We start from the raw sequence: 21,213 nt of genomic DNA on the forward strand, positions 1-21,213 counted from the left end.
ATAGTACATATTCCTGTCAAAAACGTAGTAGCCTGCCGTCGTGACCCTCCGTATGATTCTCCTCAGGCCTTTCCCGAGGGGGAGAACCGCGAACAGTCGTGGGGCTTCGCGCCAGCTGATTTTGGAGTGTTCCTCGCGGCTCGAGCATCGCAAATTCAATCTTTTCCTGAGGCAGTCACATATGACGACCATTGCAACTTTCGCTAAAGAACGGATTCTGGCCGAACTTGACGCTCCCTGCAGGGTCACCGATGAGCAGATTGATTTCTATAACGAGTTCGGCTACATCAAGCTCAAGCAGGTCTTCACGCCCAAGTTGCTGGAGTACTACCGCGTGGCCATCAGCGCGCGCGTCGCCAAACTCTCCGCCGATGCTTTGCCCATGGAGCAGCGAACAACCTACGGGAAGGCGTTTCTCCAGGTTATAAACCTGTGGACAAAGTCGGAGACAGTGAAGGAATTCGTTTTTGGCAAGCGCCTGGCTCGGATCGCTGCCGAGTTGATGCAGATCGACGGAGTCCGCCTGTACCACGATCAGGCGCTCTACAAAGAGGCCGGTGGCGGCATCACACCTTGGCATGCTGACCAGTATTACTGGCCGCTCGCGACCGAGAAGACAGTGACCGCGTGGGTGCCGCTGCAGGATACCCCAAGAGAAATGGGGCCGCTGGTCTTCAGTGAAAAGAGCCACCGGTTCCAAACCGGCCGCGATCTGGAAATCAGCGACGAAAGCGAAATGACCCTCAAAGAAGCGCTCACCGCATTCAAGGTGGAAGATGGAGCGTTCGATCTGGGCGACATTAGCTTTCACTCGGGATGGACGTACCATCGCGCTGGCGCCAACGCTTCAACCCGTCCACGCGAAGTAATGACGGTCATTTACATGGATGCCCAGACACGCCTTGCCAAACCGAAGAACAAGAACCAACAGAGCGATTGGGACAACTGGTGCCCTGGCGCGCAAATTGGAGAGATAGTGGCAACACCCCTCAATCCGGTGCTGTACTCCGGCGTTCCGGTGGCCTCCGGGGCTGCTTCGACCGTGGAGCCTGACAAGATCAAGCAGCACGAGCGACGGCATGAAACAGGTTCACGCAGGGGCTCTGGGTAGTCTTCGAGGCAGACACTCATTCCAGGCGCTTTTTCAGTTTTTGGCGAGCCTTGGCTTCTCCGGAGTCCAGCGACTAACTGCTACTGAAACAGATGCCCACGACTTACGGCAGGCATCTTGCTCTAAATTCCACGCCCCTACCCGGCGAAAGGTCAGGCGCCATGAATCGACGCGATACGTTGAAAATCATTGCAGGGGCATGGGCAAGCCTGCTCGCAAATGCAGCGGTTGCAAGTGAGCCGGGCATTGGCTTTCCGGGCCGACCCGCGGATTCGGCTCCGTGTACGGACGTCTCCGATCGCCCTCGCTCGCAGAAAAATGCTCCCGCATTCGAATGGCTCACGCTGGGCGATGTGAAGCCGGCCGGGTGGATCAAGGAACAGATGACGCGCGATCTACAGCAGGGATATGCGGGCAAACTCGGCAAGCTTTGCCATGAGGCGTCCTCGGATATTTTTGTCACCAACCGCAACAGCCTGGCCCGGCAAAACACCAGCAATCAGGATGGCGTGAACTGGTGGAATGGCGAAACGGAAGGGGTATGGCGAAGTGGGCACATCATGATGGCCTATCTGTCTGAAGATCCGGAGTCGATGAGAGAGGCCGAAGCCTGGGTTCGCCATGTACTTACATCGCAGGACGCGGACGGATACCTGGGAGCCTTCGCGCCCGATCTGAGATATAAGCGACTGGGTGAGCTCTGGACCCAGTCCTGCTTGCTTACCGGCTTGCTGGCCTACGCCGAACTCACAGGCAGCAAAGATGCAATGCAGGCTGTGATTCGCTCATCAGAATGCACAATGGCCGTTCTCGGACCTGGAAAGGCCGAACCTCCATGGGGTGAGGATCATGACCTCGTTTACGCCGACATCCTGGAGCGGCTCCACGATCTGACGGGCGATCCAAAGTATCTTGATTTTGCTTTATGGCTTTATGAAAGCTGGAGCACCCATCGCAAGACTTCTGACAACAGTCTCTCTTCGCTACTTAACCGCAAGGCGGGCTGGGTTGATCACGGGGCGCATACCTATGAGACAATGCGTGCGCCGCTCTGGCTCTCGATCGCTACTGGCCGTCTTGACCTGGGAACTGCCAGCCGAAACTCTTTCGCCAAGCTGGACCGCTACACCAGCCCTGGTGGCTCGGCCGTAAGTCAGGAACTTATTCTCGATCAGTCTCCCGATCCCACTCTCTCAGAGTATGAATACTGCGCCACGAAGCAGATCCAGTTCACGCTCGAGTCAGCCCTGCAAAAGACTGGGAATGCGGCGCTCGGCGACCGGGTCGAGCGCATCTGGTTCAACGCGGCGCAGGGCTCGCGGTTGGCCAATGGCAGCGCGATCACCTACCTGACCGAAGACAATCGACTCACCTGCAACGGGCGCAAACCGGACGGTTCAGCAATTGAAAAGCGCAACAAATTTTCTCCCACACACCAGGACGTTGCGGTGTGCTGTAACCCTGCCTCCACTCACGTTGCTGCGCTCTATGTTCGCGGCATGTGGATGAGCCATCCGGAAGGCGGGTTGGCAGCCATGTTGTACGGCCCCTGCAAGCTCTCTACCGTGGTTGAGAGAGTTCCGATCACGCTGGAGGAACGAACCAACTATCCCTTTGAGAACCAGGTGCAGATCGTCGTGAGACCGGAGAAGGAAGTGCGTTTCCCCATCTTTCTGCGCGACCCTGGCTGGTCGAAGAGCACCATGGTTCAATGTGAGGGAGCACAGGTTGTGCGCCAGGGCGACTACATTGTCGTGACCAAGTCCTGGAAGGCAGATGACCAGATCCATATCGATTTTGTGCCGGTTATTCAAGAGATAGAAGCGGTGAATGGTGAGTTCGCGCTGCAGTATGGGCCGCTCATCTTCGCCCGGGCCATCCCCTCCGCAGCGAAGGTTGTACGCACCTATCCACTGCAAGGCTTTGAAGATTCATACTTGATTCCTATTGATGAGCCCGCGGATCTGAGCTTGTGCGCCTCAACTCGATGGCAAGGCTTCGGTTTCACCGCGATGCAGGCAAAGGGAGGAGATCCATTGCGGCCGTTTGATGATGCGCTTCTGAAACTGGAGGGGAGCATGACAGGGAAAGACGGCAACAGCGTTAAGGTAAGTCTTGTCCCCATGGGCAATGCACCAGGGCTGCGCCGAGTGACGTTTCCGGTCGCTTAATCGGAGAGGCACAGGCCTGGCTAAATGGCCGTTTGCAATCTAGTGAAAAGAGCTGGCGGGGGACTGAGAGAAGCATGAATTTGTATTTACCAAAGGCATCCAAAAACGAACAACGGATGGTGTTTCTTGCCATCACAGGCCTGCTCGCTTTGCTGGCCACGGTCAACGGAAATGCCCAACCAACTCTGCGCCCAGCCGACCTGGTGAATACTTTCATTGGCACCGATGGGACTGGCCACACGTTTCCCGGACCCAGCCGCCCCTTTGGCATGGTCCAGCCCGGCCCAGACAACGCAGAGGGCGGTTGGGACTTCACCAGCGGCTACCAGTATCGAGCCCCTAACATTCTTGGGTTCTCCCAAACCCATGCCAGTGGAACCGGCGTCGATGAGTTGGGCGACATACTGTTGCAGCCGCTCGCCGAAAAGCGCCTGAGTGATTTCGGCAGCACCTACGACAAGTCCAGTGAGACCGCTCGACCCGGGTATTACGCGGTGACTCTCCGCCGCAATGGGGCGCGGGTGGAACTGACTTCAACGCTTCGCGTCGCCCTGCACCGATACACCTACAGCCACCGCGGACGCGTCTATGTGCTGGCCGATTTTCAACATGGATTGATCAGCGAATTTGGTCCGCCCAGGGTTATCGAAAGCGATATAACTCCAGGCGCCGACCGCATCGTAGGGCATGAGCGAGTTCACGCCTGGACCACGCGAACCATCGCCTTCGCTGTTGTTTTCAATCATCCAATCGTGGATGTGACTGTACTCCCGGCCACTCGAGGAGCAAAGGCTCCGCGCTACCTATTGGCCTTTGAAACAGGGGAAAGCAAGCAACTGCTGGTGAAGATCTCCGTCACCAGCACAGATGTAGAAGGAGCCAAGGGCAATCTCGCCGAACTGCCGGGATGGGATTTTGACTCCGTTGTAAAGGAGTCAAACGAGGAATGGAATGCGCTGCTGAGCCGCATCACGCTCACGGCTCCGGTGACACAGAAGCGGATCTTCTACACCGCGCTCTATCACTGCCTTTTGCATCCCAGTGTTCTCTCCGATCGAGACGGTCGTTACCGCGGTCCAGATGGCAAGATTCGAAACAGCGGCAAGCGCCTCCACTATTCGACCTTTTCGTTATGGGATACCTTCCGCGCCGGATTCCCTCTGGATGCGCTCATCGTTCCGGAGCGAATCGACGATTTTATCGAAACGTTGCTTGATCAGGGAGATGCGCAGGGCTACCTCCCGCTTTGGCCGATCTGGGGCGCCGAGACCAACACCATGATCGGCAACCCCGCGTTGCCTACCATCGCAACTGCATGGGCTGACGGCTTTCGCGGCTTCGATGGCCAGCGGGCGTTGGCGGCGATGATTCACGCCTCCACAATCAACCACACACTTTCTGACAACTCCACTTCCGACTGGGAAGTGTATGACCAATACGGCTATTTCCCTATCGACAAGGTAAATGGGGAGGCTGTTTCCCGCACCATGGAAGCCGGAGTGGGAGATGACGCTACGGCGCGCATGGCCGGCATGCTGGGCGACGTAGAAAACCGGAGGCGATTCAGCAAACGCGCTCAAAGCTGGCGCTCCCTCATGGACCCGGAGACGCACCTGGCGCGCGGTCGTGACAGCAAGGGCGTGTGGAGGACACCGTTTGACCCGGTCGCCGTGACTTCGCCATTAAACAATCCTGGCGACTATACGGAAGCCAATGCGTGGCAGTACACATGGGCGCCGGCTCTGCACGATGTCGACGGCCTGGTCGCGGCGATGGGCGGAAGAGATGGCTTCACTGCGATGCTGGATCGCTTCTTTACTATCCCCAATCACGGCGTCAACAAATATCTTGGGCAAGAAGCGCAGATTGGACAATACGCCCACGGCGACGAGCCTAGCCATCACATTGCATGGCTATACGCCTTTTCGAGCACCCCTTGCCGAGGGCAGGAACGCGTTCATCAAATCGCTACCAGCTTTTATCGCGACACCCCCGACGGAATCATTGGAAATGACGATGCGGGTCAGATGAGCGCGTGGTATATCTTTGCCACGATGGGTTTCTACCCGGTACAACCGGCAAGTGGCCAGTATGTCCTCGGCAAGCCGCTGACCAAATACATTAGGATTCGTATCCCTGGCCGAGAACCGCTGCAGATCGTCTCTCCGGGCACGGCTCACGCGCGATTCTGCGTCACAAGCGTCAGTCTTCGCGGAGTTGTGATCCACGGCCCGACGGTCAGCCATCAGGCACTCGCCGCTGGCGGCCAACTCCTCTTCCAGGCCAAAGATAACTGCAGAGGTCCTTCATGAGAGTTATTCCGTCCGCCCTTCGCTGCCTCCTTCTTGCGCTCCTGCTCTTACCTTCTGCAGCGTTGCTATTCGGGGAAAGGCCTGCAATCGATTCGATTGACCCTCCTGACTGGTTCATCCAGCTCCCCGATCCCATGCTGCTGATCCATGGAACCGGCCTCGACCGTGCCAAGCTATCCATCCAGGCGCATGGAGTCGAAGTTGAGCGCACCCGGGTTTCACCCAACGGCCACTGGGCGTTCCTTTGGCTCAAGACCACAGCGGCCAAGCCGCAGATGATCGACATCGTGGCAACCAATGGAGACGGTCGCGCCGCCCATCCATTTCGGCTAAAGCCACGCACTGAACCCGCAGGCGCCCATCGTGGCTTCGATCCCAGCGACGTGATCTATCTGGTTATGACAGACCGGTTCGCCGATGGCGACCCGGCCAGCAACCGCCCCGCGTCGAGCCCTGACGGCTACGATCGCAAGAAGGTGCGCGGCTGGCACGGGGGCGACTTTGCCGGCATCGAGCAGCATATCGACTACTTGCAGTCTCTTGGCGTCACCGCGATCTGGACCACGCCGGTTTACGACAACGGCGCCATGCCAGAGTCGTATCACGGCTATGCGGCCACCAACTATTACGCGATCGATTCGCATTTCGGCACCTTGGACGAGTACAAGAAGCTTTCCGCTTCTCTGCATGCTCACGGCATCAAGCTGATCATCGACCTGGTTCCCAACCATATTGGTGTGCAACATCCATGGGTGCTTGATCCACCGACGCCCAACTGGTTTCACGGCACACTGGCCAATCATCCCAAGCTTGGCGGGCCAAACTTCAACTACGATCGCGATATCTACAACCTGATCGATCCGCATGCCACGGCCGCAAGTAAAAGTCTCCTTGCCGACAGCTGGTTCACCGATGCCATGCCGGACATGAACCAGGAGAACCCGCTGGTTTCGCAATACCTGATTCAGAACGCGCTGTGGTGGGTCGAAACCGCACAACTGGACGCTATTCGCCTCGATACATTCCAATGGGTCGGCCGCCCTTTCTGGCACGACTACCACGCCGCCCTGCACGCGGCCTTTCCGCATCTGACCACGGTGGGCGAAGTGCTGTATCGAGATCCCGTCCTGACCTCCTTCTTCGCCGGCGGCAGAGAACATGAGGGTATCGATACCGGTCTCGACACGCCGTTTGACTACCCGGTCTTCTTCGCGATCCGAGACGTTCTGGCCCATGACAAGCCCATGACGGAGCTGAGCGCGATCCTTCGTCAGGACTCGCTTTACCCGCACCCGGATCGCCTCGTCCAGTTCTTTGGCAACCACGACCAGACGCGTTTCTTCACCGAAGCTCATGGCTCGTTGCCCCGCCTCAAAGAAGCGTTGGGGCTGATGGCCACTCTGCGCGGCACTCCCGAGCTTTACTCGGGGGACGAAATTGCCATGCCCGGCGGTGAGGCCCAGACAACCGCCGGGACTTTCCCGGTGGCTTTCCCGCCAATGGGTCTGGCGCGTCGCCGTCTGCTTTTTCGGCCTCCACGCGCACTGCGGATCAGCAGTCTACGTTTGCCTGGACCTCTGCTCTGTTGGCCGCTCGCAAGAGTCATCCTGTCCTGCAAGGCGCCCCCCAGGAGGATCTCTTCGCGGATGACACCGCGATGGTTTTCGCGCGCACCGCCAGCCTTAAGGGATGCAACCCCGGCGTGTCGGAAGATGCGGTTCTTTCTGTCGTCAACAAGAGCACGTCCCCACGCACTCTAAGCATTTCGACATTCGCCACGGCGCTAGCGGGTTGTAGCCGATTTGAGCCGCTGGCACCGGCTGCTGGCGGCACGGCCAAGTTGGACGGTGGAAGGCTTGAAGTGACCGTGCCCGCTGACTCCTTCGCACTCTTCTCCGTTCGCTGAGACGTAAAGAAAAGAGGTACTATTCTCCGCATAGGATTCCTATTTCCCGCGAACGATAAGGCGTACGTTGATAGCGACCGCGAGGGCAACTACCGCCGCATTGAGTATGCTTTGGACCAAGCGGCCGCGCAGCACGCCAACATCGCCCTCTTCCCAGAATCCTCAATCCTCGGCTGGGAAAATCCGGACGCCCATCAACTCGCCCAGCCCATACCCGGCCTCGACAGCGACCGCCTGGCAACCCTGGCCAGAGAATACAAACTCATGATCGCGATCGGTATCGATGAAAAAGACGGCAACCACCTCTACGATTCCGCCCTGCTCATCGACAAGAACGGGAAGATCCTTTGGAAGCATCGCAAGATCAATGTCCTGCCCGAGCTCCAAGTCCTGCTGTGTGACAGAATTCAATGTTCCTTCGGCCTCTGTTCGATAAAACTCCGGCCCAACGCGTGCTTTGATGAATTCCCTAAAGCGACGAGCTATAGCGACATGCTCCGACTCAAGTATCGCGGCTTTCAGTCTCTCTGCGAGGTCTTGGGATGCCTCTTCGAGTATCGCGTCGATGGGCTTCCGCTTCCGCGCGTCGTAATCCGCCCAAGTCGCATCCGGCACATCAAGGGCAGCAATGTAGTAGATACCCGACGCGCAGTCCGGTCTCCGAGAGCAGATCGTAGAGCATGGAATAGCCAAAGAATCCGTCCACCAGTGCCAACGCCAACAAAGTCGGCCCGATCAGCCAGTTTAGCTCTCGCGGTTCGCGATAGGTGGCGGTCAGGAAGATGCGTGCCAAATGCGTCCTTTTGCTAGGGCAGTTTGCGGACTCCATCCGATCGTTGCAGTGGACCGCGCTCAGGACTGCGACACGGGTGGTGTCAGCGGACATTCAGGCTGCTTCGTTCGTTGCCTGCGGTCAGCCATTACAACAATAAGGCGCAACTGCTCGACGGATGCCCGCTTTACAGTAATTAGCCCGCGCTCTCTCTTCCTGCATGTGCCGGTTGAACTGCACCCAGTATCTCTCCGAACTGAAGTTCACCAGACTGAGTTCATCCTCGCGAGGATGCAGATACACCCCCTTTCCTGCCCAATACACTCGTAGGCTTCTTTGAATTTCACGATTGACAATCATTGAACTACGGGATAAGTTAATTCGTATTTACAGTACGAAATCGAATAGTAAGTACGGATTTACAAAAGCGCAGGAGACCATGGCAACCAAGGCCAAAGTCAAAGTGGGGAATCCGTATCACCAACATCGCGAGCGGCAGAGGCGCCGCATTCTCGATGCAGCCAAAGAGATCTTTGATGAGCGTGGCATCGATCGGACCACAATGGCCGAAATCATGGCTGCGACCGGGTTGCGCGCCTCCACTCTTTACGAGTATTTCTCGAAGAAGGACGACATAGTCTGGGCGATCTTCAGTGACATGATCGAGGAAGATTCCGCCCGCGCGAAGATAGCTGTCGAAGGCGCAACGACGGGGCTTGCGAAGATCATGGCGCTGCTGGAGCACATGGCCGATCAGCTGTCGAATGATTCGGCGAAGATTCGCTTCATGGCGCAGTTCGATGCCATGTACGCGCGAGACTGGCCGGTGGAACGTCTTCTGACACTTGAAGGACAACTCAACGACATCGGCTTCGAAGGCTTCAAGAAATTGATCAGAGAAGGCATCGATGACGGTTCTCTCCGACGGGGCCTGGACCCTGATCTGACATTGCATGCGGTGATCAATGCGGTCATAGGTGCGCAGCGGCGTCTCGCATCGCTGGGGACGAAGGTGGAGCTGGAATACGGACAATCGATTGACAGCCTGTTCAAGGAAATGATCCGCATCGTCGAATTTGGCCTGCGTGCGCCCGCACCCTCTAATAAAAATGGACCGGCCCCTAGAGTGAAAGCCCGCAAGGGCTCAAAAGGAAAGAGGACTTTGTGAAACTGCGTCTTCGCATCATGATCGCGATATCCGCCGTGTTGCAGGCATGTATTCCCAGTTCGATCAGCGCGGCTCAGTCTAACCCGCCACGACTGGAACTGGCGGCCGACTCGGGATGGAAGTTCATGCTCGGTGACCCGAGCGGTGCGGCAGCGCCTTCATTTGCAGACAGCGCGTGGCGCACAGTTAACCTACCGCACGACTGGAGTATTGAAAGCCGCCCCGAGAAAGACAGTCCCACAGGCGCAGGCGAAGGCTTTTTTCCAGCTGGCGTGGGCTGGTACCGCAAGACGTTCAGCACTGCAGGGAGCTGGCAGGGCAAACGCGTAAGCGTCGAATTCGATGGCGTGTACAGAGATGCGACTGTGTACCTGAATGGCCATAAGCTGGGAACGCATCCCTACGGATACACGAGCTTCACGTTTGATCTAACACCTGACCTGAATTTCACCGGCCCCAACGTTCTGGCTGTGCGTGTAGATAACTCCGCGCAGCCAAATAGTCGCTGGTATAGCGGGTCAGGCATCTACCGGCATGTGCGCGTGGTCGTCGTGGATCCCACCCATGTGGCGCACTGGGGAGTTTTCGTCACGACGCCGAAGGTCTCGTCTGAATCGGCTACGGTATCGATTCAGACGAAAGTAGAAAACGAATCATCGAGGTCCACTGTAGTCACACTCGAAACGACAGTGTATGACCGCGCGGGACACGAAGCAGGCAAAGCTGAGTCTGTCCTGACGGTCGCTGCGGGGAAGGGAACCGAGGCCGCGCAAACGATCGCTGTTGCCAGTCCTGCGTTATGGTCGACTGCTTCGCCGACTTTATATCGTGCGGTTTGTCAACTGCGCAAAGATGGCAAGGTGATCGACCGGGTCGAGACGCCATTCGGAATCCGGTCGCTCTCATGGTCGGCGGAGACGGGACTGCTCCTGAATGGAAGGGCAGTCAAGCTCGTGGGCGGCAGCGTCCATCATGACAACGGCCCGCTTGGGGCCGCAGCATTTGACCGCGCGGAAGAACGCAAAGTGGAACTGTTGAAAGCGGCTGGCTACAACGCCGTGCGAACAGCTCACAACCCGCCATCGCCGGCATTCCTGAATGCATGCGATCGGCTTGGCCTGCTGGTGTTGGACGAGCCTTTTGACACGTGGAAGGCACACAAGGTGAAGTTTGATTACGGCCAGGATTTTGACGAGTGGTGGAAGCGCGATATCTCGTCCATGGTGCTGCGCGATCGCAATCATCCATCGATCATCATCTGGGGAATCGGGAATGAGATTCCTGAGCTGGAGGTGGACCGGGGGCCGGTGATTGGCAAGCAACTAGCCGACCAGGTGCGCTTGCTGGACGCCACCCGGCCTCTCACGCTTGCTTTTCCCGGCACGACCACATCGCCGAATGCGGCCGCCGTGTTTTCACAGCTCGATATCACCGGCTACAACTACAACCTGATTCCAACCTATGCGTTGGATCATGCCCGATTCCCCGAGCGAATGATGCTAACCACGGAGTCGTATCCGGCCAAGGTTTTTCCACTGTGGCAAATCTCTCAGGACAATCCGTATGTTCTTGGTGACCTCACCTGGACTGCGATGGATTATCTGGGGGAGTCCGGTATCGGTGCATGGTCGTACGGAACTCCGGCACAGGCAAAGATTGCGGACCAGATCATGGGCGCGACGGTGAACTCGTCCACGATCGACAAGATGTTTCTGGGGATGGCCAACGGTGTGGATGTGATGGCTGAAATGGCCAAGGGCGCCTCTGATCCTGCCACCAAAGCAGCGATGGCGATCATGTTCCACGGATATCCGTGGCATGCTGCGGCGTGCGGAGATATGGATTTGACCGGCTATCGGAAGCCGCAGTCCTACTATCGCGATATTGTGTGGAACGGCGGTGATCGTGTGTACGCGACGGTCAGACTGCCCGAACCGGAAGGACAGAAGATTATTGCTGTTGGCTGGGCGACCTACCCAACGCTTTCCACCTGGAACTGGCCGGGACAAGAGGGCAAAGACCTTCAGGTTGAGGTGTACTCCGGTACGGAGAGGGTTCGCCTGTTTCTGAACGACAAGCTCATCGGGGAAAAGCCAACGGGCCGCGAGCAAGAGTTCAAAGCGACGTTTTCAGTTCCCTACATTTCGGGAACGTTGAAAGCGGTGGGCATACGAGGCGGTCGGGTGGTTGCGGAAAGCGTGCTTACGACAGCGGGCAAGGCAACCGGCCTGCGAGTAACTCCGGACCGTACCGTGGTTCAGGCGGACGGACAGGACCTTTCCTTCGTCACGGTTGAGGCGGTGGATGCAGACGGTCGCCCGGAGGCGCATGCGGACCAGGAAGTACAGTTCTCGCTGACCGGTCCCGGAGTCATCGTAGCAGTGGGCAACGGCGACGGCCAGGACGATGCCTCGTATCAGGGCGATAAGCGCAAGCTATTTCAAGGGCGCGCTCTTGTTGTGATTAGGACAACGCAGCAGAGCGGGCCGATAACCGTCACTGCAAAGACGACTGGATTGAGCGACGGGCTGGCGACCATCCTGGCCAAGGTTGCCGAAGCCCGAGCAGAGCTGCGTTGAACGGGCTACTCACCATATCGGGGAGGCGCTTCTGCGCGGCGCCATGCGAACACTGTCACCTGTGCTGCTGCAGCTTCAACTTCGCTCCCCTGCATCAATGCTGGCTTGCTGCGGTATGTTTTCCGTTTTGATCGCCAGATTCGATCTTCGAAGGGATGCAAGGCCGAAGGGGTTTAGTTGAGCTTTACGCACGGACGAGGCTGTCGCGTTATGCGATACGCGGGTTCCCTCGGAAGTGTGTATAAGGTGGACTGAGATCGTAGCGGATGCCGGGTTCGCTCAGGTCCCGTCGATTCGAAAAGAAGATGTTTTCGCCCTGCTTAATCAGGTAGTCCGCGGTTCGCGCAGCCAGGGCCTGTATGGTGAGGCCCGGGTTCGCAGAGCCCTGCGTGGGCAGGATGCTCCCATCGCAGACAAAGAGGTTCGGGATGTCGTGAGTGCGACCGAACTTATCGACGACGGAGGTAGATGGATCGTTCCCCATTCGCGCTGCGCCTACCAGATGCGCGAAGCGCGCTTCCTGCACAACGTGTTTCGCGCCGGCAGCCGACATGATCTCCATCACCTTGTTCTTTGCGAATTCAATCAACTTCTTATCGTTGTCATGGAGGTTGAAGGTGACCTTGGCGACCTGTAGGCCATATTGATCCTTCTCTTCAGCCAGTTCGACACAATTATCTTGCCAGGGCAGGATTTCGCCCAGAACTCCAAAAGCAGCCCAGTGGTTGTAGTCCATCATGACGCGACGAAGACCCCAGCCCCATGCACCCATGGCGGCAACCATCTGCTTTGCGAAAGCTACGGGGAGGGGACCGACCGTCTGGACGGCAAAGCCACGTGCAAAATCGCGGCTCTTGTCAGTCTCGTAAAACTCCTCTGTGAGAGCATGGGCCGGCGGAGCCTTATAGAGCCGAATCAACTGATCGAATCGTCCTGCAACTACGTTTCCAGCCTGCGCCATGAGATATTTCCCGACTGTTCCACTGGAGTTGGCGAGGCCATGACGGTGCCCGGTGCAGGCTGAGTTGAGCAGTAATCGCGGGGTTTCAATTGAGTAGGCGGAGACGATGACGGCACGGGCGCGCTGGAAATGTTCCTTGCCCTCGCGATCGATATAGACAACACCATCGACCCTGCCATCGTTACGCAAATTGATGCGGGCTACCATCGCATGCGCGCGAATCTCGGCGCCGTGGCGAATCGCGTCGGGCACATGAGTGATCAAGGTGCTCGCCTTCGCGCCCACCTTGCAGCCCTGCAGGCAGAAACCGCGATAGATGCAGTGGGGGCGATCTCCGTGTGAGGCGCTGAGGATTCCGACTGGCCCGCCTGCGACGGAGCGAAGGCCGAGCTTCGTACACCCGCGCACCAGAACATCGCCTACGCCGCCTAGTGGGTGTGGTCCATAAGGATGACCGTGTGGATCTCCCCAAGGAAACCATGCTGGGCCGGCAACGGGAAGCTCGCGCTCCAGCAGTTCATAGTAGGGTTTCAGATCCCAATACGAGATGGGCCAATCGGCGCCGACTCCGTCTTGTGTGTAAACACGAAAATCAGAGGGGTGAAGACGAGGAGTGAAGGCTGCCCAGTGTACCGAGCCTCCACCGACACCTTTGCCGCTGTTGTTCGAGCCCAATGCAAGGGGATGTGTACCACCAGTGATGCGGAGATCATTCCAGTAGAGTTCGTGAGAACCCTTCTCGTCGCTTACCCAATCCTTTTCCGTATCCCAGAAAGGACCTGCCTCGAGTGCGACCACGCGAAAGCCTGCGCGGGCCAGCCGTTGCGCCAGCACTCCGCCGGCGGAGCCAGCGCCCACGATGCAATAGTCGACCGGATCGCTGTCCGCAAACCTTTGCATGGGCGAAGGAAGCGTCTGCATAGGACCTAGGCGATGCGGCATCAGTGAGTTCCTCCATGACCGTGCAGCGAGCTGTGTTCCGGAGGAGCGCCCTCTTCATCGAGCTCTGAAAGAGAATCGGCGGGCGCATTCCATTCATAGCGTTGTTCGTCTTTCTCCCAAGGCTCTGGAAGGCCATGTTCCAGCCGCATGTAGCCGCGAGGATAAGCCGGACCACCGAAGCCAATCTCATCCCATGCCCAGGGATGGGAGTAATAGGCTGTCACGCAGTCCTCCATTAACAGAGCCCAGAAGCGATGTACCGGCATCCGCTGCCATGTGGGATGCTCAGGATCTGGCTTTCCATCATGGAGCGACTTCAGGATGAGCTCCTGCCGATGCACGGGGAGGCCAATGAATGACTGGTCGAAACGGGATAGAGCCATTTCATTGATGGCATTGATGCCCAACCTGTAAGCCTCACGATCTGACGGCATATCCTCATAGCGAAAACCATTCAGGGAATTTGTGAAGAGCCGCTCATCGATAACAGGAAGGACGGAAATCGTGCGCATGGAGGCGCGGTCGTCCTGCGGCATCAAGCGATCGATGATTGCAGTGAGCACATCCGCTTCTTCCTGAGAGAAGAAGCGGATGGTAGAAGGAGTTTTGTCCACGCGATGGGTGACGAGCTCTCGCGTTGCCGCTTCCCAGTGCTTCTTCTGTGCCAGGGTGCTATACCCGGCGTAATAGCCAGGCTGCTCGAGATCCCGCAGGTCACCCCCTGATGGCTTGTATGGAAATGATTTCCGGCTCATTTTTTCTCCCGGCGCAGCAGGCTGGCCATTAATCCCAAGAATCCGCACGCCGCAAAGAGCAACGGCGCGAAAACAGGAGGGCCATAAAGGGTGTTGTAAAGCGGCTTCTTCACTCCGCCCGGCCGTCGCGTGATACCGCGCACGTGATAGTAGAAGCCGATGGCACCATCGGCCAGCGCGAGAGCGGAAGCGGCGGGAAGAGCTGTATTGGCAATGCGACGGCTCTTCACCGCCCCGATGCCAGCCGCCATGACCAGCGGGGTCAGCAGCACCGGCGACCACTGTGCCTTGTAACGAAAGTTGGCTTTGTAATGCGAGTAGAGGGCTTCAAAGCCACTGAAGAAGGCCCAGAGAACGGTAACGGAAGAAAGATGCTTTTGAAATCTTCCGTAGCGGAGGTTGGTACGCCAGTCAGCCTTTCCCGGTGCGAATTCGCTGATTGCGTTGTGAACCCGACCTGCCACGCTGTGAAGATCTTCTTCACGCCGCAAATACGAGGCCATCAGCCCTAGATAGGCGCTCGTTCCGAAGAGCAATGGCGCAAAGATTGGTGGGCCCATAACGATGTTCGTTACCGGAAGTTTCCACCCTCCGGGCTTTCGCGCTACACCCCGGATATGAAAGAAAAATCCGATAATTCCATCGGCGAGAGTGATGACGCTTATCCAGCGTAGAAGTGTTCGGGCAGCTACGCCGCTGAAAAACCCCAGGAGCCCAGCCCCCGCCAGCGCTGCGCTCAACGCTACCGGGGTATACATTACAGGGTTGCTGTAGCTGCCTTTGTAATGCTCGTATCCAACTTCAAGACCACTGGCGACACTCGTCGCTGAGACGACGAGGCAAAGACTGCGCTGAAAACAGCCTTTACGCAGGTGCTCGAGCGCCGTGGTCACCGCTCCAGACAAGGGTTCCGGAAGACTGCGATTGGCGCTACGCTCCAATGCTGTCGTTAGAATGAAGCTCATGCCATCTTCCCTTCGCGCCCGGCGTGGGCCTGGGTTCGGGCTCTTTCCTTGAGAATCGCATTCGGTATCGGCATCCGGTCCGGTCGTGGAGGAGCGGGTATAGTTCTCGATGCGGCGTGGAACTTCGGGGATAGCGGAGTACTTCTGAAGCTAAGCTGGCTGATGTCGCAGGTCATCTGTTCCTCCACGTAAGGAAGCGCTCGGCATCACGATCCTTAAAGGCAAGGCCTAGACCGGGCCGTGACCGGTCAGGCGTCAGCTCGCCACCCTCAGGTCGAATGAATCCATCAAAGAGCATCTCTTCAATGCGCACGTGGTCGTGGAAATATTCGACATGGCGGAACCCTGGGATAACACAGCCCACGTGCATGTGAAGCGACGGCGCGCAATGAGCGGAGAGAGGACATCCGAAACTCGATGCGACGGCCGCTCCCTGCAGAAAGCCGGTAATTCCCTTGCATCTGGTCGCGTCCAACTGGAGAACGTCGACGGCGTGGGAGGCAAGCATACGCTGGAAGTAGAAAGAATCGTAGCCGTACTCTCCGGCGGCAATCTCCATGCCGCTGGGGCCACGATCCCGCACCATCCGCAGACCATTGAGATCGTCAGAACTCACGGGTTCTTCAAACCATGTCACGTTGAACTCTTCGCATCGCGCCGCGAACGCGATCGCTTGCTTGGCATTGAAGGCGCCATTCGCATCCATGAAGAGATCGGCCTTTGATCCAATGGCTTCGCGTGCCACACGCACACGTTGCAGATTTGCAGATGGGTCCGCTCCGACCTTCATTTTTACGCTCTTCATACCCTCGGCTATCCACCCGGACAACTGGGCTGTAAGCTGCTGGGTGCTATAGGTGGTAAATCCTCCGCTGCCGTAAGCGGCCACACTGTTTTGAGCAGCGCCCAACAGATCCAAGAGGGAAGCACCTACGAGCTTCGCCTTGAGGTCCCAAAGGGCTGTGTCGAGGGCGGAGATGGCCATGGAGCAAATGCCGCGGCTCCCGTCGTTGCGTACCTGCTCAACCATGGACGTGTGTAGAGCCGGTATATCAAGCGCCGAGCGGTGCAAGAGGCACTGAGTGGCGAGATGGTCCGCGATGGATCCCGTTGCTCGGTTTCCATAGCTGTAGCCGAATCCTATTTTGCCGGCAGCATGAATTCGGCAGACGATGAGAGTCGTTGTGTCCCACTGGAGGGTCCCGTCTCCCTCCGGCGCATCGGTCGGTATGGTGTAGGTAGAGATATCTACCTCCTGCACCGATATCTCCGACCGCTCTATTTTCACGACGGTTCCTCGTTGCGTGGGATTTAAATCAGTTCGCGCACAGTATCGTGTGCATTGGTGAGCGCGATTTTCATGCGATTCGGCTCGCCGCGGGCCAATGCTTCGGCTAGTTTGAGAGCCTGGGATGCCTTGATTTTTGCCGGCATCGGTGGAGTGAACTGATCAACTACCGCTTCGATCAGGACAGGCCCCGACCGCGTGATAACACTATCGAGCTGAGCGCCGCAGGTCTCGGGATCATCTATCTGGATGGCCTCGATTCCCGCTCCGCGTGCAATCGCCACGAAATCCGCCGGGTAGAGATCGCAGGCATACTCGGGATTTCCGAGGAAGACCATCTGCTCCCACTTAATTTGTCCCAGCGTATTGTTCTTGATCACGACAATCTTAATGTTCAGCTTGTAGGCTGCAACGGTGATCAATTCTCCGAGAAGCATGCTTAGTCCACCATCGCCGACAATGCAGTAAACGGGACGGTCAGGATAGGCGACCGCAGCGCCGATGGCATAGGGAAGGCCGCAAGCCATGGTAGCTAGATTGCCCGAGCAACTGTGCTTCTGACCACGCAAGGCAGGAACGTAGCGGGCCCACCATGTGGTAATCGTTCCGGAGTCTGAAGTGACAATGGCATTCGAAGGAATGCGCTTACCCAGCTTCCAGCCCACAACCTGCGGCTTCATAGGCTTATCCGCTCGGGTTCCGCGCTCCTCCATCAGCTTTTCCCATTTTGCCTTCGCTTTCTGCGCCTTTTCCAGGAAACTCTTATTGTGCTTTTCGAGAAGAGGAAGAAGCGAACGGAGCGTGTTCTTCGCATCGCCTACCAGGCCCACATCTGCCGGATGACGAAGGCTGATGCGCTGGGGATCAATATCAATCTGTACGCACTTGACCGATCCGGGTTCGGGCAGAAATTCAATATAGGGGAAAGACGTACCGACCATAAACAGTGTGTCGCATCCCTCAATCGCATCCTGCGATGGCTCGGTGCCGAGGAGGCCAATGCCTCCCGTTGTGTAGGGGCTGTCATCGGGTACGGCAGCTTTGCCCAGCAAGGCTTTGATGATGGGAGCGCCGAGCGCTTCTGCAGTCTCCTCCAGTTCCTGCGTGGCATGGAGCGCGCCTTGACCGGCAAGAATCGCAATCTTTTTCCCTCGGTTCAGAATGTCGGCTGCATGCTCAAGTTCGACGCGCGCCGGTACTTGATCAAAGTAGGCTGGAACTGCGGACGTGTGATGGACAGGGTTTCGCTGGGAGCGGCCCTTTTTGGCTTCCAGTACCTGCACATCCACGGGAATCGTAATATGAGCAACGCCCCGCGACGACAGGGCTGTGCGAATTGCTAGATCGGCAACAGCCTCCATGTGCGCGCCACTCATGACGCGCTCGTTATAAACCGCCACATCCATGAAGAGTTTGTCGAGAGCTACATCCTGCTGGGTGAAGGTGCCCACCAGATCGCTGTGCTGCATACCGGTAATTGCGAGCACGGGTGCATGGTCCATCTTTGCGTCATAGAGACCGTTCAGGAGATGAATTCCGCCTGGACCGGAGGTCGCAATGCAAACCCCGAGCCGGCCAGTGAACTTGGCATAGGCGCAAGCCATGAACGCTGCAGATTCTTCGTGACGAGCGTGGATGAAGCGAATCTGCTCTTTCTCTTTCCGAAGAGCCTCAAAGACTCCATTGATGCCATCCCCTGGCAGGCCGAACACTGTATCGACGCCCCACGCAAGGAGTCGTTCGACGAGTACATCTGAGGCATCGCTCATTGGGGTCTCCAGAAACAGAATGTCCATTCCGTGCGGGACACTAGTTAGGACGCGGATTCGTTTAGCCGGGTTTTGTTCAAAAGCCAGAATGATCGAACCTTAGTGGTTGAAATCGAGATGTGTTGGCGCAAGTCCAGGATCTGTGAAGAAGCCTTTCTCCCCTTGTTGCCGAAGACGTGGGTTACGATCGGTCCCGATATAGTCCCCTAGAATATCCAGCAACACGTGGATCTTCGGGATCATCCGCGCAGGCCGGAGAAGAGAGCACATCCGCCGCAGGACAGGTTCCAGAACCGGGCGACGCTGTCGTGCTACCATCATCGCCGCCTCGAGATCTGGTTATCTGCAGTTGGATAGGGAACGATCTAAGAGCCTTGAAGCACGTAATTAGCTGCTGCTCGATGTCTTCTTTAGGGTGCAGAGCGAAAGTAAGCTGTGTCTGGGATTGGCTGCAGTCTGAGCCGCGGGCCTTGCCACAGAAGCAATGGTCCGTTGCTTCTGGAGTTGGTCGCATTGTCCTGTCCGCCGCTACGCCGAATTCGAATGTGGTGCCAGCCTTTACTCAGGGCAGCGCTCATGCGAATGGGTTGCACTGCATTGCCCTGCGAGCCGCATACTTGCGCACGGGCGCTGGGGCTGTGCGCTGGCTCAATGCTATCGATCGCCAAGGTGGCATCCATGCTGGTCAGCAGCGTGAAGGTGTAGCCGCCATCCGCGGGCACGCGAACATACCGGTCAAGGATGCCGCTATTGGACGGCGTCGTAGCTGGACTGATATCTGGTGTGACCGGTGGATGTAGTCGCGAAGCGATCACTAAGGATTGCGAGCTCCATGCATTGTGCCCGGCGTCATCCCAGACGTGCAGCAGCACTCGAAAGCGGCCTGAACCATCCAGCAATGTTCCTTCTGTATCAGGAAAGACATGATGAAGCTTCTGCCCATCTGCTGTTGATCCGTCGCCAAGCAGCCAATGGTAGTGCAGCCTTTTGTCTTTCGGACCTCTTGCTTTGAATACAATCTTTTTACCTGGTCGAAGAAGGCCATGCGAGTAGTCGAAGCTGGCATCGAGCCAGGCTCTTTTGTAGGTGGGCTGTCCGGCGCCTGCTTCTACCGCAAGTGGCAGATCTGCATCGCTGAGGGCGTTCCCGGCGCCGGTATCTACGCCATCAAGACTCACACCGTATATATCGCCTTTTAGAACGGACGGCACCATCCCGGGCCCATCCATTGCCCAGATGCTTTGGAAGGTAACATCGTGCACGGAAGGATTCGGCTGCCGCAGTTGAACCAATGAATACCAGTCTTCCAGACGGATATTTTCAAATTTATATCCGCTGTGCTCCCCCCTGCCTTCTGGGTCAGCCCAGACTTCAAAGAGCGCAAATGGAGCGCCGCATGCGCCAAAGCCCATATGCATCACATCAGAGTTCCGCATGACGAAGCCATGACTGTCAAAGACCTTTTTCGGCCAGCCGACTCTTACGACATTCGAGATGCTGGTCGAAAGGACGCTGTTCTGAATGACGATATTGCTGACCTCATGGCCGGGCATGGTCAATGCCTTCTCTTCGTAGCCATCCCAGTTGCCGTACATTGCGAAAATGTCGTCAGCGGCGCGGATAAAGCTGTCATCGACCAGGGTATCTCCGCCACCGAGCCAATCCATGCCATCCTGATTAGCATTGCCCGGGCCGCCGCCGATGATCTTTACATTGCGGAAGACGATGTGGCGGGAGTCACGCATCTGCACCATCCATGTGCGGCTGCGTACGATGCCTGTAATGCCATCAATGACAATGTTGTCAGCATTGTCCATTACGATGACGTGCCAGTCACGCTTGTGCATCCAGCCTTCATCACGGTCGGGACTTTGGGGGCCGTTGTAAATGATTGTGCCGCGTCCTAACACCTTGACATCATGCACCTGCCACAGGTTAAGCGCGCCGAAGACGACGGCTCCTCCGGCGAGGTACACGGTGTCGCCGCTCTGTGGATTGATGCTCCCATGATGCACGCCCGCGGCATAGTAGCGGACGCCCGGCGTCTGCGCGGTGATGCCGGATTGGTCGGGTGCGTTTGCAAAGAGAAACAGCATTTCCGACTCAGCGAAATGATCACCGGGGCGGGTGATAGAGAGTTTGACGGGGCCCGTGATGTCAAAGGTGATGGTTGCGCCGTTGCGCCGCGGGCGAATTCCTAGCCGCATCGGCTGGACCTCCACACCCGCATCCCAATAGTGGGTATTGCTTGCGGTAACAGATATTGTTGCGGCACCCCCCGTGTCGAAATTCAACATGTAGTAATTCGCAGCGGCGTGGAGCACCGGTGTTATCCGGCCATTGACGCTGACCAGAAAATGGCTCGAGCTGACTTCCTGAGGTATGGGATAGAGGGTGACCAGGGCTGTTGTTTTTGCCTGGGATAACAGGCTGGTCAGCAGAGTGAAAAGAAGGCAGATGCGCGTCCGGGCGGTCGTCGCCCTCAGAAACCATACTGGCATTGTCCGAAGCTCC

At 57.3% G+C, this 21,213-nt stretch carries 13 protein-coding genes and 1 pseudogene; 7 read left to right on the forward strand and 7 right to left on the reverse strand.

Features of this window, described 5'->3' with window-relative positions:
• Window positions 1-181: 181 nt before the first annotated feature.
• From C7378_RS01360 to C7378_RS18120, 5 genes and pseudogenes are all read left to right on the forward strand, one after another.
• Window positions 182-1,111: a phytanoyl-CoA dioxygenase family protein gene (locus C7378_RS01360; RefSeq protein ID WP_131990948.1), complete on the forward strand. Its 930-nt coding sequence runs from the start codon at window positions 182-184 to the stop codon at window positions 1,109-1,111.
• Between the two features lie 161 nt (window positions 1,112-1,272).
• Window positions 1,273-3,282 carry a beta-L-arabinofuranosidase domain-containing protein gene (locus C7378_RS01365; protein WP_165876580.1) on the forward strand — a complete coding sequence of 670 codons (2,010 nt, stop codon included), beginning with the start codon at window positions 1,273-1,275 and terminating at the stop codon, window positions 3,280-3,282.
• Window positions 3,283-3,356: 74 nt separating this feature from the next.
• Entirely contained in the window at window positions 3,357-5,594 is a 2,238-nt protein-coding gene (locus C7378_RS01370; protein ID WP_131990952.1) for a GH92 family glycosyl hydrolase, read from the forward strand.
• The gene (locus C7378_RS01375) at window positions 5,591-7,354 is read left to right on the forward strand and encodes an alpha-amylase family glycosyl hydrolase (RefSeq protein WP_131990954.1); all 1,764 of its coding nucleotides are present in this window, start codon (window positions 5,591-5,593) and stop codon (window positions 7,352-7,354) included. The genes C7378_RS01370 and C7378_RS01375 overlap by 4 nt, the downstream gene beginning before the upstream one ends.
• Before the next feature lie 257 nt (window positions 7,355-7,611).
• A pseudogene (locus C7378_RS18120) lies at window positions 7,612-7,815 on the forward strand (nitrilase-related carbon-nitrogen hydrolase); the annotation flags it as partial.
• Between the two features lie 301 nt (window positions 7,816-8,116).
• On the opposite strand, the gene C7378_RS01385 reads toward C7378_RS18120, so the two are convergent.
• Window positions 8,117-8,293 (reverse strand): cytochrome b N-terminal domain-containing protein, encoded by a 177-nt coding sequence (locus C7378_RS01385; RefSeq protein WP_207901292.1) that lies wholly within the window; start codon window positions 8,291-8,293, stop codon window positions 8,117-8,119.
• A 418-nt stretch (window positions 8,294-8,711) separates the two neighbouring features.
• Here C7378_RS01385 and C7378_RS01390 point away from each other — a divergent pair, with 418 nt between their 5' ends.
• Both C7378_RS01390 and C7378_RS01395 read left to right on the forward strand, forming a co-directional pair.
• Entirely contained in the window at window positions 8,712-9,440 is a 729-nt protein-coding gene (locus C7378_RS01390; protein WP_131990958.1) for a TetR/AcrR family transcriptional regulator, read from the forward strand.
• Window positions 9,437-12,019, forward strand: a complete 2,583-nt coding sequence (locus C7378_RS01395; protein WP_131990960.1) for a glycoside hydrolase family 2 TIM barrel-domain containing protein — start codon at window positions 9,437-9,439, stop codon at window positions 12,017-12,019. The genes C7378_RS01390 and C7378_RS01395 overlap by 4 nt, the downstream gene beginning before the upstream one ends.
• 208 nt (window positions 12,020-12,227) lie before the next feature.
• On the opposite strand, the gene C7378_RS01400 is transcribed toward C7378_RS01395, so the two are convergent.
• From C7378_RS01400 to C7378_RS01425, 6 genes are all read right to left on the reverse strand, one after another.
• Window positions 12,228-13,880: a GMC family oxidoreductase gene (locus C7378_RS01400; protein ID WP_131990962.1), complete on the reverse strand. Its 1,653-nt coding sequence runs from the start codon at window positions 13,878-13,880 to the stop codon at window positions 12,228-12,230.
• Between the two features lie 41 nt (window positions 13,881-13,921).
• Window positions 13,922-14,677 carry a gluconate 2-dehydrogenase subunit 3 family protein gene (locus C7378_RS01405; RefSeq protein ID WP_131990964.1) on the reverse strand — a complete coding sequence of 252 codons (756 nt, stop codon included), beginning with the start codon at window positions 14,675-14,677 and terminating at the stop codon, window positions 13,922-13,924.
• The gene (locus C7378_RS01410) at window positions 14,674-15,642 is read right to left on the reverse strand and encodes a hypothetical protein (RefSeq protein WP_243647981.1); all 969 of its coding nucleotides are present in this window, start codon (window positions 15,640-15,642) and stop codon (window positions 14,674-14,676) included. The genes C7378_RS01405 and C7378_RS01410 overlap by 4 nt, the downstream gene beginning before the upstream one ends.
• A 172-nt stretch (window positions 15,643-15,814) precedes the next feature.
• Window positions 15,815-16,903: an enolase C-terminal domain-like protein gene (locus C7378_RS01415; protein ID WP_243647982.1), complete on the reverse strand. Its 1,089-nt coding sequence runs from the start codon at window positions 16,901-16,903 to the stop codon at window positions 15,815-15,817.
• Between the two features lie 50 nt (window positions 16,904-16,953).
• Complete coding sequence (locus C7378_RS01420; protein WP_131990966.1) at window positions 16,954-18,699, reverse strand: thiamine pyrophosphate-dependent enzyme; 1,746 nt, start codon at window positions 18,697-18,699, stop codon at window positions 16,954-16,956.
• Between the two features lie 410 nt (window positions 18,700-19,109).
• Complete coding sequence (locus tag C7378_RS01425) at window positions 19,110-21,200, reverse strand: PKD domain-containing protein (protein WP_131990968.1); 2,091 nt, start codon at window positions 21,198-21,200, stop codon at window positions 19,110-19,112.
• Between the last annotated feature and the right edge of the window lie 13 nt (window positions 21,201-21,213).

Origin of the sequence: Acidipila rosea (genome assembly GCF_004339725.1) — a bacterium.
Classification (GTDB): Bacteria; Acidobacteriota; Terriglobia; order Terriglobales; family Acidobacteriaceae; genus Acidipila; species Acidipila rosea.

Bases quoted from the DNA above. Each gene is read 5' to 3' on its own strand.
- C7378_RS01360 (WP_131990948.1), top strand. From the start codon at position 182: ATGACGACCATTGCAACTTTCGCTAAAGAACGGATTCTGGCCGAACTT.
- C7378_RS01365 (WP_165876580.1), top strand. From the start codon at position 1,273: ATGAATCGACGCGATACGTTGAAAATCATTGCAGGGGCATGGGCAAGC.
- C7378_RS01370 (WP_131990952.1), top strand. From the start codon at position 3,357: ATGAATTTGTATTTACCAAAGGCATCCAAAAACGAACAACGGATGGTG.
- C7378_RS01375 (WP_131990954.1), top strand. From the start codon at position 5,591: ATGAGAGTTATTCCGTCCGCCCTTCGCTGCCTCCTTCTTGCGCTCCTG.
- C7378_RS01390 (WP_131990958.1), top strand. From the start codon at position 8,712: ATGGCAACCAAGGCCAAAGTCAAAGTGGGGAATCCGTATCACCAACAT.
- C7378_RS01400 (WP_131990962.1), bottom strand. From the start codon at position 13,880: ATGCAAAGGTTTGCGGACAGCGATCCGGTCGACTATTGCATCGTGGGC.
- C7378_RS01405 (WP_131990964.1), bottom strand. From the start codon at position 14,677: ATGAGCCGGAAATCATTTCCATACAAGCCATCAGGGGGTGACCTGCGG.
- C7378_RS01410 (WP_243647981.1), bottom strand. From the start codon at position 15,642: ATGAGCTTCATTCTAACGACAGCATTGGAGCGTAGCGCCAATCGCAGT.
- C7378_RS01420 (WP_131990966.1), bottom strand. From the start codon at position 18,699: ATGAGCGATGCCTCAGATGTACTCGTCGAACGACTCCTTGCGTGGGGC.
- C7378_RS01425 (WP_131990968.1), bottom strand. From the start codon at position 21,200: ATGCCAGTATGGTTTCTGAGGGCGACGACCGCCCGGACGCGCATCTGC.